At 69.4% G+C, this 15,630-nt stretch carries 15 protein-coding genes; 8 read left to right on the forward strand and 7 right to left on the reverse strand.

The genetic code is table 11. The annotated features are described in order from the left end of the window. Nucleotides 1-21 precede the first annotated feature (21 nt). Complete coding sequence (locus LGR64_RS27210; RefSeq protein ID WP_012202131.1) at nucleotides 22-1,230, forward strand: acetyl-CoA C-acetyltransferase; 1,209 nt, start codon at nucleotides 22-24, stop codon at nucleotides 1,228-1,230. 10 nt (nucleotides 1,231-1,240) lie between these two features. Beyond that, the gene (locus LGR64_RS27215; RefSeq protein WP_052151677.1) at nucleotides 1,241-1,456 is read left to right on the forward strand and encodes a hypothetical protein; all 216 of its coding nucleotides are present in this window, start codon (nucleotides 1,241-1,243) and stop codon (nucleotides 1,454-1,456) included. A gap of 11 nt (nucleotides 1,457-1,467) precedes the next feature. Here LGR64_RS27215 and LGR64_RS27220 read toward each other — a convergent pair whose 3' ends face one another. From LGR64_RS27220 to LGR64_RS27230, 3 genes are read right to left on the reverse strand one after another with little or no spacing between them, the layout of a single operon-like run. Continuing rightward, nucleotides 1,468-2,475, reverse strand: coding sequence for a Bug family tripartite tricarboxylate transporter substrate binding protein (locus LGR64_RS27220; RefSeq protein ID WP_034397674.1), 1,008 nt, complete (start codon nucleotides 2,473-2,475; stop codon nucleotides 1,468-1,470). After that, on the reverse strand, nucleotides 2,472-3,491 hold the full coding sequence (locus LGR64_RS27225) for an NADPH:quinone oxidoreductase family protein (protein ID WP_230357480.1): 1,020 nt from the start codon (nucleotides 3,489-3,491) through the stop codon (nucleotides 2,472-2,474). The genes LGR64_RS27220 and LGR64_RS27225 overlap by 4 nt, the downstream gene beginning before the upstream one ends. A 56-nt stretch (nucleotides 3,492-3,547) precedes the next feature. Further along, nucleotides 3,548-4,771, reverse strand: a complete 1,224-nt coding sequence (locus LGR64_RS27230; RefSeq protein WP_230357386.1) for a CaiB/BaiF CoA transferase family protein — start codon at nucleotides 4,769-4,771, stop codon at nucleotides 3,548-3,550. Nucleotides 4,772-4,870: 99 nt separating this feature from the next. Between LGR64_RS27230 and LGR64_RS27235 the strand changes: the two genes are divergently transcribed. From LGR64_RS27235 to LGR64_RS27260, 6 genes are all read left to right on the forward strand, one after another. Next, nucleotides 4,871-5,866, forward strand: a complete 996-nt coding sequence (locus LGR64_RS27235; RefSeq protein WP_442873859.1) for a LysR family transcriptional regulator — start codon at nucleotides 4,871-4,873, stop codon at nucleotides 5,864-5,866. Between the two features lie 155 nt (nucleotides 5,867-6,021). Continuing rightward, complete coding sequence (locus tag LGR64_RS27240) at nucleotides 6,022-7,038, forward strand: Bug family tripartite tricarboxylate transporter substrate binding protein (protein ID WP_043823455.1); 1,017 nt, start codon at nucleotides 6,022-6,024, stop codon at nucleotides 7,036-7,038. 14 nt (nucleotides 7,039-7,052) lie between these two features. Then, the gene (locus tag LGR64_RS27245) at nucleotides 7,053-8,564 is read left to right on the forward strand and encodes a class I adenylate-forming enzyme family protein (protein WP_141832910.1); all 1,512 of its coding nucleotides are present in this window, start codon (nucleotides 7,053-7,055) and stop codon (nucleotides 8,562-8,564) included. A gap of 355 nt (nucleotides 8,565-8,919) precedes the next feature. Continuing rightward, entirely contained in the window at nucleotides 8,920-9,891 is a 972-nt protein-coding gene (locus LGR64_RS27250; protein WP_230357389.1) for a tripartite tricarboxylate transporter substrate binding protein, read from the forward strand. Continuing rightward, entirely contained in the window at nucleotides 9,869-10,129 is a 261-nt protein-coding gene (locus tag LGR64_RS27255) for a hypothetical protein (RefSeq protein ID WP_013800077.1), read from the forward strand. The genes LGR64_RS27250 and LGR64_RS27255 overlap by 23 nt, the downstream gene beginning before the upstream one ends. Next, nucleotides 10,113-11,504 carry an amidase gene (locus LGR64_RS27260; RefSeq protein WP_013800076.1) on the forward strand — a complete coding sequence of 464 codons (1,392 nt, stop codon included), beginning with the start codon at nucleotides 10,113-10,115 and terminating at the stop codon, nucleotides 11,502-11,504. The genes LGR64_RS27255 and LGR64_RS27260 overlap by 17 nt, the downstream gene beginning before the upstream one ends. A 68-nt stretch (nucleotides 11,505-11,572) precedes the next feature. Here LGR64_RS27260 and LGR64_RS27265 read toward each other — a convergent pair whose 3' ends face one another. The 4 genes from LGR64_RS27265 to LGR64_RS27280 all read right to left on the reverse strand — a co-directional run bounded on the left by LGR64_RS27265 (nucleotide 11,573) and on the right by LGR64_RS27280 (nucleotide 15,613). Then, on the reverse strand, nucleotides 11,573-12,703 hold the full coding sequence (locus LGR64_RS27265; protein WP_141832925.1) for a zinc-dependent alcohol dehydrogenase family protein: 1,131 nt from the start codon (nucleotides 12,701-12,703) through the stop codon (nucleotides 11,573-11,575). Continuing rightward, the gene (locus LGR64_RS27270; protein ID WP_141832927.1) at nucleotides 12,700-13,941 is read right to left on the reverse strand and encodes an ABC transporter substrate-binding protein; all 1,242 of its coding nucleotides are present in this window, start codon (nucleotides 13,939-13,941) and stop codon (nucleotides 12,700-12,702) included. The genes LGR64_RS27265 and LGR64_RS27270 overlap by 4 nt, the downstream gene beginning before the upstream one ends. A gap of 146 nt (nucleotides 13,942-14,087) precedes the next feature. Next, nucleotides 14,088-15,113, reverse strand: a complete 1,026-nt coding sequence (locus LGR64_RS27275; RefSeq protein WP_141832929.1) for a tripartite tricarboxylate transporter substrate binding protein — start codon at nucleotides 15,111-15,113, stop codon at nucleotides 14,088-14,090. A gap of 146 nt (nucleotides 15,114-15,259) precedes the next feature. After that, the gene (locus LGR64_RS27280) at nucleotides 15,260-15,613 is read right to left on the reverse strand and encodes a zinc ribbon domain-containing protein (protein ID WP_034397657.1); all 354 of its coding nucleotides are present in this window, start codon (nucleotides 15,611-15,613) and stop codon (nucleotides 15,260-15,262) included. Nucleotides 15,614-15,630 lie beyond the last annotated feature (17 nt).

Here is a 15,630-nt window from a genome sequence, read left to right on the forward strand (position 1 = left end):
GATTCCCAAGGAGACAACACCATGCGCAGAGCCGCCATCGTCACCCCCCTTCGCACGCCCGTGGGCACCTTCGGCGGCAGCCTGCGGCCGGTATCGGTCGAGGAGCTGGCCGCCACCACGGTGCGCGCCGTGGTCGAGAAAAGCGGCATCGACCCCGCACGCATCGACGACGTGGTCTTCGCCCAGTCCTACGCCAGCAGCGAGACGCCCTGCGTGGGCCGCTGGGCCGCGCTGCAGGCCGGCCTGCCGGTGACGGTGCCGGGCATGCAGCTGGACCGGCGCTGCGGCGGCGGCCTGCAGGCCGTGGCCACGGCGGCCATGATGGTGCAAAGCGGCGCCGCCGACGTGGTGATCGCGGGCGGCGTGGAGAGCATGAGCAACATCGAGTACTACAGCACCGACATGCGCTGGGGCGCGCGCTCGGGCAATGTGCGCTTCTACGACCGCCTGGACCGCGGCCGCGAGCGCTCCCAGCCCGTGGAGCGCTTCGGCAAGATCTCGGGAATGATCGAGACCGCCGAGAACCTGGCGCGCGACTACGGCATCAGCCGCGAGGCAGCCGACGCCTACGCCGTGCGCAGCCACCAGCGCGCTGCCGCCGCCTGGGAGGCGGGCCGCTTCGCCGACGAGATCGTCCCCGTCAAGGTGCCCCAGCGCAAGGGCGACCCCGTGCTGTTCACGCGCGACGAAGGCTTTCGCGCCGACGCCACCACCGACAGCATGGGCAAGCTGCGCGTGCTCATGCCCAATGGAACGGTCACGGCCGGCAACGCCAGCCAGCAGAACGACGCCAGCGCCGCCTGCCTGATCGTGGCCGAGGACAAGCTGGCCGAACTGGGCCTCACCCCCATGGCCACCCTGGTGGGCTGGGCCGCCGCAGGCTGCGAGCCCTCGCACATGGGCATAGGCCCCGTGCCCGCCGTCAAGAAACTGCTGGCGCGCCTGAACCTCACGCTGGACCAGATGGACCTGGTCGAACTCAACGAAGCCTTTGCCTGCCAGGTGCTGTCCGTGCTCAAGGGCTGGGAGTGGAACGACCAGGGCGCCATAGACCACAAGCTCAACGTCAACGGCTCCGGCATCTCCCTGGGCCACCCCATAGGCGCCACCGGCGTGCGCATCCTGGCCACCCTGCTGCACGAACTGGAGCGCCGCAAGGGCCGCTATGGGCTGGAGACCATGTGCATAGGCGGCGGCCAGGGGATTGCGGCGGTGTTCGAGCGGGTGTGAGGAACCCGTCATGTCGACACGTCCAGTGAATCTGAGCCAGCAACAACATCGAATCGTTGAAGCTCAGACCCAAGCGACCAAGCTGGAGGCGCTACGGCAAGCGGCTATGCGGGGGTGGGCGGATGTCGCCTCGGGTCACTACATTGACGTGCCGGATGAAGACTTTGACCTCTTTATCGCGGATCTGGGAAGGCAGGCAGCCAGCCGAATCAAGGCTGGTGCCTGACGGCGGCCGCCTCAATCCGCCCGCGCCCCCGAAGCCTTCACGATCTCTTCCCACTTGCGGGCTTCGGCCTGGATGTAGCGCGCGAACTCGGCGGGCGTGGAGCCCACGGGCTCGGCGCCCAGGCGGCGGTATTGCGCGGCGATCTGGGGTTCGGCAAGCACGCGGCGGGACTCGGTCCACAGTTTCTGCACCACGTCCTGGGGCGTGTTCTTCGGCGCCCACAGTCCGTACCAGGTGCTGGTGCGAAAGCCGGGCATGCCGGCCTCTTCCATGGTGGGCACATCGGGCAGGGAGGGCGAGCGACTGGCCGAGGTGACGGCCAGCGCACGCAGCCGGCCCGAGGCGATGAAGGGCATGGCCGAGGGCATGGAGTCGAACATGAGCTGGATCTGCCCGCCCATCAGGTCGGTCAGGGCCGGCGAGCTGCCCTTGTAGGGCACATGCTGCATTTGCGCGCCGGTCTTCAGGCGGAACAGCTCGCCCGACAGGTGCTGGGACGAGGCATTGCCGGCAGAGCCGAAGTTCACTTGCCCGGGATGGGCCTTGGCCCAGGCGATCAGCTCCTGCACATTGCGCACCGGAAGCTGGCTGCCCACGACCAGCACCAGCGGGACATCGACCAGCTGCGTGACCGGCTCGAAATCGCGGAAGGCGTCGTAGGGCGCGCTGGCATAGACGTAGGGATTGATGACGTGGATGGAGGCATTGACCAGCAGCGTGTAGCCGTCGGCCGGCGCCTTGGCCACCAGCGCCGCGCCGACCATGCCGCTGGCGCCGGCCTTGTTGTCCACCACCAAGGGCTGGCCCAGCGCCTCGCCCAGCCGCGTGGTGACCACGCGCCCGACCACATCGGTAGGCCCGCCCGGTGGATAGGGCACGACGACGCGGATGGGCGCCTTGGGATAGCCCTGGGCCCCGGCGGATGGCTGCGCGCCTGCCGTTCTCCATGCGGCCAGCGCCGCAGCGGCGCCCAGCAGGGTGCGGCGGGAAAGCGCGGGGCCTGTGCGTTGCGTTGTCATACCTTGTCTCCTTGAATGGCGAGTGCGAGCTTGCCGGTCACGTTGCGGCCGTGCAGCGCATCCAGCGCAGCCGGCAGTTCATGCATGTCGAAGACCTGGCTGACCTGGGGATGGATGCATCCCCGGGCAGCCCAGTCGAGCAGCGTGGCAATGACGGGCTGCAGCTGCGCCGCGAAGGCCTGGCGCTCATCGGCCGGCGTCCAGCCGATGTAGCGGCCGTAGAAGAAGCCGTGCAGCGTGAGGTTCTTGACCAGGGCCAGGTTCATGGGCACGGCGGGAATGGCGCCGCTGGCGAAGCCCACGCTCAGCAGTTGCGCGTTCTGCGCAGCGGCGCGCAGCGCCTGCAGCAAGAGATCGCCGCCCACGGGGTCGAAGACGACGGAGGCGCCCCGGCCCTGGGTTGCCTGCTTGACCTGGGCGGCCAGGTCCTGCGGGGTGACTGCCTGGTGCGCGCCGCGGCGCAGCGCATCGGCGCGCTTGGCCTCGGTACTGGCGCAGGCGATGACCTGCACGCCGGGCGTCTGCCGGGCCACTTCCACCGCTGCGGCGCCCACGCCAGAGCCGGCGCCCAGCACCAGCGCCACATCGCCTTCCTGCAGGCGCGCGCGCCAGTGCAGGGCCGTGTAGGCCGTGCCGTAGGACAGGGGAATGGGCAGGGCCTGCAGCCAGGGCATGCCCGCAGGCAGGAGGTAGACGGTGGATGCATGCACCACCGTTTCCTGCGCAAAGGCACCCCAGTCGGCAATGAAGGCCACGGCATCGCCGGGCTGCAGGTGCTGCACCGCGCTGCCGCATTCCAGCACGCGCCCCACGCCTTCGGTGCCGGGCACGAAGGGTAGCGGCGGGCGCCGCTGGTAGCGGCCCTCGATCAGCAGGCCCGTGGCGTGGCTGACGTTGGCGTAGGCCACGGCAATCCGCGCCTGGTGCGCGCCCAGGGGCTGGCCGGGCCGGTCCATGGACTGCAGGCTGACCACCTCGTGCGGCGCGCCGAATTGATGGCAGACCAGGGCCTGCATGGAGGTGTCCGGGCAGGTGTCCGGGGAGGTGGGTGTGAACGTGGATATGGAAGCGCTCATGCCATGACCTCCTGCGCGCACTGGTGCACCACGCCGCTGGCCATCCATTGCTCCATCTCCTGCGGCGTGCAGCCGGCCTCGGCCAGGATCTGGCGCGTGTGCTCGCCCGTGCGCGGCGCGGCGCCAAGGGATGCACCGGAAGCTGCTGCGTCTGCCGGCCAGGGCGACGCCGCATACAGCAGCTGCCCGAACCCGGGCTGCGCCAGCGTGGCGAACGATGCGCGGTGCACGGCCTGGGGGTGCGCCACCACATCGGCCAGCGTGCGCACGCCCGCATGCAGGGCACCCTGCGCTGCCAGGCGCTGCTCCCAGTGGGCGCGCGGCTGCTGCGCCAGCAAGGCCTGCAGCCCGGCATGCAGGACATGGCGGTGGGCCATGCGGCCCGCATTGGAGGCAAAGCGCGCGTCCTGCAGCCAGTGCGGCAGGTCCAGCGCGCGGCACAGCCGCTCGAACTGGTCGTTGTTCAGGGCCAGCACGGTGATGAAGCCATCGGCCGTGGCGAACACGCCGTTGGGGGCGCTCACGCCTTCGGCGGGCAGGCCGCCGCGCAGCGTGTCTTCGGCCAGCACCGTGGATTGCAGGGCGCAGCAGACCTCGAACAGGTTCAGCTCCACATGGCGCCCGCGCCCGCTGCGCGCCTTGCCCAGCAGGGCCGCCGTGCACGCCTGTGCCGCGTAGACACCGGCCGCGATGTCGGCCAGCAGCAGGCCCACGCGCTGGGGCTGGCCCTGCGCGTCGCGGTTGCTGGTCATCAGTCCCGTGTCGGCCTGCATGACGGAGTCTGTGGCGGGCCGGTCGGCATACGGCCCCGTGGGTCCGTAGCCGCTGATGGAGACGTACACCGGGTCCAGGCCGGCCGCGCGCAGGCTGTCGTAGTCCACGCCCATGCGCTGCACGACCTGGGGGCGGAAGTTCTGCACCACGATGTCGGCCTCGCGCGCCAGCCGCAGCAGCAGCGCACGCCCCTGGGCCTGGCGCGCATCGACGGCAATGCTGCGCTTGCCCGCGTTGTAGGTGGCCGACAGGCTGCTGTGCCCGTTGCGCGAGATGCCCACGTGGCGCGCCCAGTCGCCTTCGGGCGGATCGACCTTGATCACCTCGGCGCCCTGGCGCGACAGCAGGTGGGTGCAGTAGGGGCCGGCCACGCCCTGGCTCAGATCGAGCACACGGTAGTGCGCCAGGGGCGCCGGCGGCGCGGTTTGCAAAGCTTCTTGGTTCACGGTCTGCGGCCTTTCGCCATGGTTTCCTCCATGCTAGGGAGGCAGGGCTGGCGCCACAATCCTCGCCAGCAGGCCAGGCCTGGTGACTCCCGATCAACAATGGCCGGCCCCGGCCCCGCAAAGAATGCCGAGATGGACCTGAACCTGTGCCGCGTCTTCATCGACATCGCCGAGGCCAAGAGCCTCACGCGGGCGGCCGAGCGCGGCGGCATGACGCGCTCCAACGTCTCGCGCCGGCTGCGTGCGCTGGAGACCGAGATGGGGACGCAGCTGCTGCGCCGCACCACGCGCAATGTGGAGCTCACCCAGGCCGGCCAGCTGCTGTACCGGCGCTGCCTGGCCATGATGGAGGAGCTGCAGCGCGCCCGCGATGCCATCCACCAGTTGCGCTCCACCGTGAGCGGCGAGGTGGGCGTGCGCGTGCCCACCGGCTTCGGGCATTTCTATCTCAAGCCGCTGATCCTGGGCTTTTGCCGCGAGCATCCCGACATCCGCCTGCGCCTGCTGATCAACGACCAGATGGCCGACCTCGTGGCCTCCAAGGTCGATCTGGCGGTGCAGATCACCTCCGCGCCGCTGGACGATCTGGTGGCCACGCGGCTGTGCGATGTGCGCTGGAACTTCGTGGCCACGCCCGCCTGCCTGCAGGCGCTGGAGCAGTCGCTGGGCCGGCCCCTGCGCGCGCCTGCCGACCTGCTGCAGGCCCGCCTCATCCTGCCGCTGGCCATGGGCGGCAGGCTGGCCTGGCTTGCCGGCAGCGGCGACGATGGCGTCGCCGCTGCCCTCGATGTGCTGCCCTCGCTGCAATCGGGCGACTACCGCCTGCTGTACGACGCCGTGCTGGACGGCCTGGGCCTGGCCCTGCTCCCGGACTACGTGACCTCGGCCGCGCTGGCCAGCGGCACCCTGGTGGCCGTGCTGGACCAGGTGGTGTTCTCCGGCCTGGGCAATGCCATGTACCTGGTGCGCATGCCCGACCGCCAGCCCACCATGGCGGCCCGCGCCTTCCAGCAGTTCCTGCGCGAGGCCATCGTCACCGCCGCGCCCAGCTGGCAGGCGGGCGCCGAGGAGGCGGGCGCGGACCTGTCTTCCTAGGACGTCCTAACAGCCGGCAAACCCCGGCTTAGGCAAAAGCAGATTCCCAAGAAGCGCCGGCGTGCGCACCATTGCCTGCATGTCCGGCGCAGACCGGGCGCGCCGCCGTGCAGGCCACGGCAGCGCTTCATTCATTTTTTGCAGGAGACATGCACATGCCCGCCCAACACCGCCGCAAGGCCCTGGCCACCCTGGCCCATGCCCCGCTTCTGGCGTCCCTGGTGACCGCCCTGGCCACCCTGAGCGCCCTGACCGCCCTCCCCGCCGCCGCGCAGGACGCGCAGCCCGTGCGCCTCATCGTGGGCTACTCGGCCGGTGGCCCCGTGGACCAGGGCGCCCGCCTGCTCAGCGTGGCGCTGACCAAGGAGCTGGGCGCCTCGGTGGTGGTGGAGAACAAGCCCGGCGCCAACGCCACCATGGCCGGCAGCGAGGTCGTGCGCGCCAGGCCCGATGGCCTCACGCTGTGGTTCGCGGCCAGCCCCACCATCACCATCAGCCCCAACGTGATGAGCAAGATGTCCTTCGACCCGGCCCGTGACCTCACGCCCGTGGCGCCCGTGCTCAGCTACTACAACGTGCTGGTGGTCAACAACAACGAGCCCTACAAGACCACGGCCGAGCTCGTGGCCTATGCCAAGGCCCATCCGCAAAAGCTCAACTACGGCTCGGCCGGCGTGGGCGGCTCCAACCACCTGGGCGCGCTGCTGTTCGCGCGGCGCAGCGGCATCGAGATGAACCACATCCCCTACAAGGGCAACGCACCGGCCATGACCGACGTGATCGGCGGCCAGCTGAGCATGATGCTGGACATCATCAGCACCGCCAGCACCTACATCCAGAGCGGCAAGGTGCGCGCCGTGGCCGTGACCTCGCCGCAGCGCAATGCCTCGCTGCCCGATGTGCCCACGTTTGCCGAGTCCGGCATCGAAGGCCTCAAGGGCTTCGACGTGGGCGGCTGGTATGGCGTCTACGGCCCCAAGGGCATGTCGCCCGAACTCGTGGCCCGCCTGAACAAGTCCATCAACGCCGCCCTGGCCCAGCCGGAGCTGCGCAAGCGCCTCAAGGAACTGGGCTACGAAGAGTGGACCGGCGCACCCCAGAAACTGGCCGAGCGCGGTGCAAAAGAACGCGCGATGTGGGCCACCGTCACCCAAGGCATTGTGGTGGACTGAGGGATACGCGGAGCATGAGTCAACGAATACACCATCTGCTGGACCGCTGGCTGGCCGAAGCGCCGCAGCGTCCCTTCATCCACCTGCCCGACGGCAGCAGCCTGAGCTTTGCCGACCTGGGCGCGCTGGCGGACACGGCCGAGGCCGAGCTGCGCGCGCTGCAGGTGCGGCCCGGCGACCGCGTGCTGGTCGTGGCCGAGAACTGCCCCGAGCACGCGGCGCTGATCCTGGCCTGCAGCCGCGTGGGCGCCTGGTCCTGCGGCGTGAACGCGCGCATGGCGCCCGGCGAGATCGATGCCTTTGCGGCCAAGGCCGATGCGCGCGTGGTGTATTTCACCTCGGCCGCATCGGACAGCGCCAGCGGCCACGCGCGGCGCTTTGGCGCAGGCGACTCGGCCCTGGCCGGCATGCAGCACAGCCCGGTGCGCGCGCAGGCCGTGGCCGAATCCGGCGCGCTGCAGGACGAGGTGGCGGCGCTGATCTTCACCTCGGGCACCACGGGCACGCCCAAGGGCGTGATGGTGGGGCATGACGCGCTGACGCTGTTCGCGCGCGTCTCGGCCGCATCGCGCGGCCTGGGTCCGCAGGACCGCAGCTACGCCTTCGTGCCCATGACCCACATCTTCGGTCTGGGCACGGTGCTGCTGGCCTCGCTGCATGCGGGCGCGCAGATGGTGATGCGCCCGCAGTTCGACCCGGCCGACCTGCTGGACGCGCTGGCCCGCCACGGCATCTCCCAGCTTCAGGGGCCGCCTGCGCTGTACGCGCGCCTGCTGGCCTATCTGCAGGAGCAGGGCATTGCACACCCGCAGGCGCCAGCGCTGCGCTATGTCTATACCGGTGCCGGCCCGCTGGACCTGACGCTGAAAAAGCGCGTGGAGGCCGCCTTCGGCCAGGCGCTGCACCATGGCTACGGCCTGTCGGAATACGCAGGGTCGGTCCACCTCACGCGACAGGGCGAGCAGCGGCCCGACACCAGCGCGGGCTACGTGGTGGAAGGCGCGGAAGTGCGCGCCGTGGACCCGGCCACGGGCCGCAGCCTGCCGGTGGGCGAGCGCGGCGAGCTGTGGATACGCGGGCGCGGCCTGATGCATGGCTACTTCCGCGATGACCAGGCCACGGCCGCCGTGATGCGCGAGGGCGGCTGGTACGCCAGCGGCGACCTGGGCGAGCTGCATGCCGACGGCGCACTCTTCGTGGTGGGACGGCTCAAGGAAATGATCATCCGCTCGGGCTTCAACGTCTATCCGGCCGAGGTGGAACTGGCGCTCAACGAGCTGCCCGGCGTGCAGCGCAGCGCCGTGGTCGGGCGGCCCGAGGGCGATGGCAACGAGGAGGTCATCGCCTTCGTCGAGCTGCAGCCCGGCGCCACGCTGGACAGCGCCGCAGCGCGCTCCCACCTGCGCGAACGGCTGGCGCCCTACAAGCTGCCCGCCCGCATCGTGCCCCTGGCCGAGCTGCCCACTAGCCCCAACGGCAAGGTGCTCAAGCGCCTGCTGCAGGAACAGGCGCTGCGCGTTTCCTGAGCCCGGGCCGCCCAGCAGTTGCGCCGGCCACCGCTGCCGGTGCAACCTTTGTCTTGCCCTGCCCCTTCCCTACCCCAAGCCCGGATGTGCGCACGCGCCACTGCCTTCCGGAGCCGGCCTCTGCAGCATGGACGCAACACCCCTACATTGCGCATCCGCAGGCCTTGCACCCCATCCTTCATGATGTAAAACTATGGCACTCAATGTTTCAATAGTTTTAACAAATTCATTATTTTTTGCCTGCCTTGGCCTTGGCTGCAGTTACCGGATCCATCGTGAGATGCATCCCGGCGTGTCGGCCCGGATCTGCACAGGGCATGCATCCTCACCCCCCGCAACCACATGAATCAAGCCCATGAAAAGAATCCTCAGCCTGTTTCTCGGAGGTATTTTCCTGGTCGCTGCCAGCCTGGTTCATGCGGCCTGGCCAGACCGGCAGATCACGCTGGTTGTACCTTTCCCGGCAGGCGGTGGCACTGATGTCGTGGGGCGCATCATCGCCAAGGAGCTTGCACAACGCCTGCGCGTCAACGTGGTGGTGGAAAACCGCCCTGGCGCCTCGGGCAACATCGGCGCGCGCCAGGTCTCCAAGGCCAGTCCCGATGGATATACGCTGCTGATCTGCACCACGGCCCAGACCATCTCGGGCGCGCTGTACACGCAGGCCGGGTATGACGTGGCCAGCGACCTGGAAGCCATCTCCACCATCAACGACAGTCCTCTGGTGCTCATCACACGCCCGGGCCTGCAGCTGTCGTCGGTGCAGGACCTGATCGAGCTGGCGCGGCGCAGCCCCGGCAAGCTGACCTATGCCACGCCGGGCTATGGCAGCGCGGGCCACATGGCGGCCGAGGCCCTGAGCCTGGCCGCCGACATACGCATGCTGCACATCCCGTACCAGGGCGCCGCGCCCATGATGGCCGACCTGGTCAGCGGCCAAGTCGATATCGCCTTCGACCTGCTGATCACGGCCAAGCAGTATGTGAACCAGGGCAAGGTCAATCGCGTGGGCGTGGCCACGCGCGAGCGCTCGCCCCTCATGCCCGAATGGCAGACGCTCAGCGAGCAAAGCCCGGCCCGGCTCGGCAATTTCAACGAGACCTCATGGAATGTGCTCATGGCACCCAAGGGCACGCCGGCCGCGATAGTGAACGCCATCAATGCACAGATGAAAAATATCCTGGCCGATGAAAAGGTGCAGCGGAAATTCATGGAGCTTGGCAGCATTCCCCTTTGGAAATCCGTGGACAGCACCAAGGCATTCGTATCCGACGACGCCAGAAAATGGAGAAAGGTGGTCAGTGATGCCGGCATCGCGAAAATCTGAAATACCCCCTTCGCCGCAGAAACTGGCAGGGCCCGATGTCAATGCGCTGCACGAATTGCTCAATGCGCTGAAAAAGCACGGCATCGACATCCCCTTCGAGCGGCTGGGACCCATCCTGGCGGAGCACCAATTGCTGATGGAGCACCGCGGCCTCGTCAACGAATTGGCGCATGAGGCGGGTCCCTCGCACATCCACACCACCATTTCCCGTCAGAGCAACCATGCGCGGCAGTCCTGAACTTTCCATACGGCAGATGGCCAGCGCGCTGCGCGCCGGCAAGACCACCTCTGAGATGCTGACCCGGGCGGCGCTGGGACGCATCCGCGCCATGGACATCGACATCCATGCCTTCACCAATCTCGATGCCAGCGGTGCCATGGAGGCTGCGCGCAGCGCAGACATGGCGCGCGCCGAAAGCGCCGACCTGCCGCTGCTCCACGGCATTCCCGTGGCCATCAAGGACGTCTACGACGTGGCCGGCCTGCCGACCACCTGCCAGTCCTGGCTGAGCCTGGACTATGTGCCCGAGGAGGATTCCACGCCGGTGCGGCGCCTGCGCGATGCCGGTGCCATCATCCTGGGCAAGCTGGCCACGCACGAGTTCGCCATCGGCGCGCCCAGCCCCGACCTGCCGTTTCCCGCGGCCCGCAACCCCTGGGACCTGGCCCATATCCCGGGCGGATCGTCGTCGGGCTCGGGCGCCGCCATTGCGGCGGGCTTCACACGGCTGGCCCTGGGCACCTGCACGGGCGGCTCCATCCTCATACCGGCCGCCTGGTGCGGTGCCGTGGGGCTGAAACCCACCTACGGCCGCGTCTCCAAGCACGGCGTGTTCCCCCTGGCCTGGACGCTGGACCACTGCGGCCCGCTGTCGCGCAGCGTGGAGGATGCGGCCATTGCGCTGCAGGTGCTGGCCGGGCACGACCCGCTGGACCCGGCCAGCTCCACCGAACCCGTGGACGACTACTGCACGGGGCTTGAGCAGGGCGTGAAGGGCCTGACCATCGGCGTGCCGCAGGACCACTTTCAGTCCTCGCCCCAGGCGTCGCCCACGTTCCTTTCGGCCTTCGATCGCACGGCCGCCCTGCTGGCCGAGGCCGGCGCCCGCCCCATCCACGTGAGCCTGCCCCACAGCCAGCAGTTCCTGGCGGCCGGCCGCGTCATCCTCAGTGCCGAGATGTTCACCATCCATGCGCAGGACCTGCGCTCGCGCCCGCTGGACTATGGCGAGCTCACGGCGGCGCGGCTGCTGCTGGGCGCCACCGTGTCCTCGGAGGACTACCTGAACGCCCTGCGCGTGCGCCGCATGCTGGCGGCCCGCGTGGACGCGGCCCTGGACCGCTGCGACGTGCTGCTGACCGCCATCACCCTGGATACGGCGCCGCGCTTCGACCCCATGCCGCATTTCCGCCACTGGCCGGTGCAGACCCATGCCTTCAACGTGACCGGGCACCCGGCCATCAGCGTGCCGGTCGGCCTGTCGCCCCAAGGCCTGCCGCTGGCCGTGCAGGTGGTGGGACGCTACTTCGACGAGGCCCGCATCCTGCAGGTGGCCCGGGCCATCGAGCGGCTGACCGGCTGGGAAAACCAGCTGCTGCCCGACGGCACCTGACCGCCGCGCTTGGCTTGGACACAGCCGCAGCAGCAGCCCCGGTCCTCGCTGATCGGCCTGACCTCCTATCAGGCCTCCATGCGGATGATCTGGCGTATGGCCTCGCCACGCGCCAGGCGGTCAAAGCCCTCGTTGATCTGGTCCAGCGTCAGGTGGCCGGTGACCAGGCGGTCCACGGGCAGCTTGCCGGCCGCATGCAGGGCCAGGTAGCGGTCGATGTCGCGGCGCGGCACGCAGCTGCCCATGTAGCAGCCCTTGAGCGTGCGCTCCTCGGCCACCAGGTGCCAGACCGGCAGGCTGATGGCCTGGGCGCTGGAGGGCAGGCCCGCCGTCACGGTCTGGCCGCCGCGCCGCGTGATGCGGTAGGCCATCTCCAGTGCCTTGGCCGATCCCACCATCTCGAAGGCATGGTCCACGCCGCCGCCCGTCAGCGCCCGCACCTGCTTGACGGCATCCTCGTCGCCGGCATTGACGGTATCGGTGGCGCCGAAATCGCGCGCCATGGCCAGCTTGTCGGCATTGAGGTCCACGGCCACCACGCGGGCCGCGCCCGCCGCCGCCGCACCCATCACCGAGGACAGGCCCACGCCGCCCAGCCCCACCACGGCCACGCTCTGGCCGGGGCTCACCCTGGCGGTATTGGCCACGGCGCCCACGCCGGTCATCACGGCGCAGCCGAACAGCGCGGCCAGCTCCAGCGGCACCGACTTGTCGATGCGGTGCACGCCGCGGCGCGAGAGCACGGCATGCTCGGCAAAGGCCGAGACGCCGACGAAGTGCGAGATGGGCTGGCCATTGCGCGACAGCCGCCTGGCACCCGACAGCAGCGTGCCCGCCACGCCGGCCTGGCCTGCGGGCTCGCAGAGCACGGGCCGGCCTTCGGCGCAGGGCTGGCAGTTGCCGCAGCCGGGCACGAAGAGCATGACCACGTGGTCGCCCACCTCCAGGTCGGTCACGCCCTCGCCCAGCGCCTGGATCACGCCTGCGGCCTCATGGCCGAGCACGATGGGCGTGTCGCGCGGACGGTCGCCGTTGATGATGGACAGGTCGGAGTGGCACACGCCTGCGGCGGCCACCTTGACCAGCACCTCGCCGGGGCCGGGCGGCGCCAGGTCCACCTCCCAGATCTCCAGCGGGCGGCTGTCGGCATAGGGCGCGGCTGCGCCCGTTCTCGTGAGTACGGCGGCGCGTGTCTTCATGATGTCTTCACCAGCTTGCAGCTGCTCTTGGACAGGGGGCGGAAGGCCTCGTCACCGGGAATGGTGGAAAGCACCTTGTAGTAGTCCCAGGGGTATTTGGATTCCTCGGGCTTCTTGATCTGCACCAGGTACATGTCGTGCACCATGCGGCCGTCCTCGCGCACCTTGCCGTTCTGGGCGAAGAAGTCCTCGATGGGCATCTGCTTGAGCTGGCGCGCCACCGCGTTGCCGTCGTCTCCCCTGGTGGCCTGCACGGCCTTGAGGTAGTTGGTGACGGCCGAGTAGGCGCCCGCATGAATCATGGAGGGCATCTTCTTCATCTTCTCGAAGAAGCGCCGCGACCAGGCGCGCGTGGCCTCGGTGCGGTCCCAGTAAAAGCCCGTGGTCAGCACCATGCCCTGGCCGTAGCGCAGGCCCAGCGCATGCACGTCGTTGATGAACAGCAGGCTGGGCACCAGGGTCTGCCTGGGCGCGATGCCGAACTCGTGCGCGGCCTTGATGGCGTTGACCGTGTCGCTGGTGGCATTGGCCAGGTTGATCACCGAGGCCTTGGACGCCTGGGCCTGCAGCAGGAAGGACGAGAAATCACTGGCGTTGAGCGGATGGAAGGTGGTGCCCACCAGCTTGCCGCCGCCGTCTTTCAGGAAGTCGGTCACGTTGGCCGTCATGGCCTTGCCGAAGGCATAGTCCACGCCCAGGATGAACCAGTCCTTCTTGCCCTGCGCCAGGATGCCGCGCACCGCGCCATTGGCCAGCGCATAGCTGTCGTAGGTGTAGTGGATGGCCGTGGGCGCGCAGTGCTCGTTGGTGAGGATGTCCGAGGCGCCGCCGGTGTTGATCACCATCTTGCCGCGCTCGCGCGCCAGGTTGTTGACGGCGATGGCGACGGCCGTGTTGTTGATGTCCACGATCAGGTCCACGCCGTCGCGGTCGAACCAGGTGCGCGCATGGGTAGCGCCCACGTCGGCCTTGTTCTGGTGGTCGGCCCAGACCACCTCGATCTTCCTGCCCAGCACCTGGCCGCCGAAGTCGGCCACGGCCATCTTCGCGGCCTCGACGGAGCCGCGCCCCGCCGTGTCCGCGTACAGGCCCGACATGTCGCTGAGCACGCCGATGCGCACCACATCGTCCGATATCTGCTGCGCCTGCGCCGCCGCCGTCCACAGCAGGCCGGCGCCCAGTGCGCAGCCGGCAGCGCGCGCCTTGGTCAAGCCGCCTCGCATCAAGCCTTTCCGCATATCCGTCTCCTTGTCTCGGGGTTGTTTTTCTGGATACCGAAGGCAAGCCTAAGCAGGCCATAGCGGCCCGCCTATGCGCGATTGCGAAAGGCGGGGTTGCAGCGCTGCGAAGCCGGGTTTGTCCCGACTCCGGCCCGCCGCCGCGCTCAGTCCGCCTGGATGCCGGCCACCTTGACCACCTGGGCCCATTTGCGCAGCTCGCTGCTCAGGCGCTCGCGCATCTGCTGCTGGGTGCCGGGGTCGGCCTCGGCGCCCGCCGTCAGCAGGCGCTGGCGCACGGCGGCATCGCGCAGCGCGGTGTTGAAGTCGGCGTTGATGCGCGCCAGCACGGCGGGCGGCGTGCGGGCCGGCGCAAACAGCGCGGCCCAGGAATAGGCCTCGTACTCGGACAGGCCCGACTCGGCAATGGTGGGCACCTCGGGCAGCATGGCCGAGCGCTGGCGGCTGGCCACGCCCAGCACCTTGATGCGGCCGGACTTGATGTGCTGCAGCGCGCTGGGCGCATCGGCAAACATCAGCTGCACCTGGCCGCCCAGCAGGTCGTTCATGGCCGGCGCGCTGCCCTTGTAGGGAATGTGCTGCAGCTTGATGCCTGCATGCATGTTGAACAACTCGCCGGCCAGGTGCGTGCCGCCGCCATTGCCCGAGGAGCCGAAGCTCAGGCCGTTGCCGGACTTGGCCAGCGCGATCAGCTCGCGCACATTGCTGGCGGGCACCGAGGGATGGGCCACCAGGAAGACCGGGAACATGGCCGCAAAGCTCACGGGCGCGAAGTCGCGCTCTATGTCGTAGGTCATCTTCGGCTGCAGCGCAGGGTTCACCGCATGGTGGATGGAGCCCACGAACAGCGTGTAGCCGTCGGCAGGCTCCTTGGCCGCAAGGGCAGCGCCCACCATGCCGCCGGCGCCCGCGCGGTTGTCCACCAGGTTGGGCTGCTGCCAGATCTCGCCCAGCTTCTGGGTGAAGGCGCGCGCCGTGGTGTCCACGGGACCACCGGGCGGAAAGGGCACGATGAAGCGCACGGGCCGCGTGGGCCAGGCATCGGCCGCATGGGCCACCCGGGCTGCGGGAAACAGGCTGCTGGCAGCCAGCGCGCCGCCGGCGGACAGCAGGCGGCGGCGGCGCGACGAAAAGGAAGACGGGGAAGAGGACGGGAGGGAAGACGGGGGCATGGCGAAACTCCGGGCAACGGGCGGCGGCTTGCCGCGCGGCCCATTCTGGGCAAGCCGACCTGCGCCGTGTTTCGCGAATGTGGAAGGCGCGCTTCCAGGGCTCCCAAGCGGTGGAAACCCTGGGAAGCGGTCCACTCCGCTGCAGCCTAGTGGCTGATCATCCAGGGCCGCCGCGAGGGCGCGGACTTTGCGCCGTTGGGCGCCGTCACCGTGGCGCTGCGCCGCCCCGATCCGCAGCAGCCGCAGCCTGCCGGGTGCTTGAAGCGCGCATAGCCATGGTCATAGTCGCGCGAGCTGGCGGGCTCGTGGCGCGCGCGCTCGTTGGTATCCATGGCGCGGCGCGTGCCGTCGGCCATCAGCGCCAGCCGGGGCGCGGCGGCCAGCACGCGCGCAGCCGCCGTGCCGCAGCCGGGGCAGGCCGCGGGCTCGTCGCGCAGGCGCAGCGGCCGCAGGGCCTCGAAGCCGCCGCATTGCGCGCAGTCGTAGTCGTAGGTGGGCATGGGCGGACTCCTTGGCG

Origin of the sequence: Delftia sp. Lp-1, from assembly GCF_020523835.1 — a bacterium.
Classification (GTDB): domain Bacteria; phylum Pseudomonadota; class Gammaproteobacteria; order Burkholderiales; family Burkholderiaceae_C; genus Comamonas; species Comamonas acidovorans.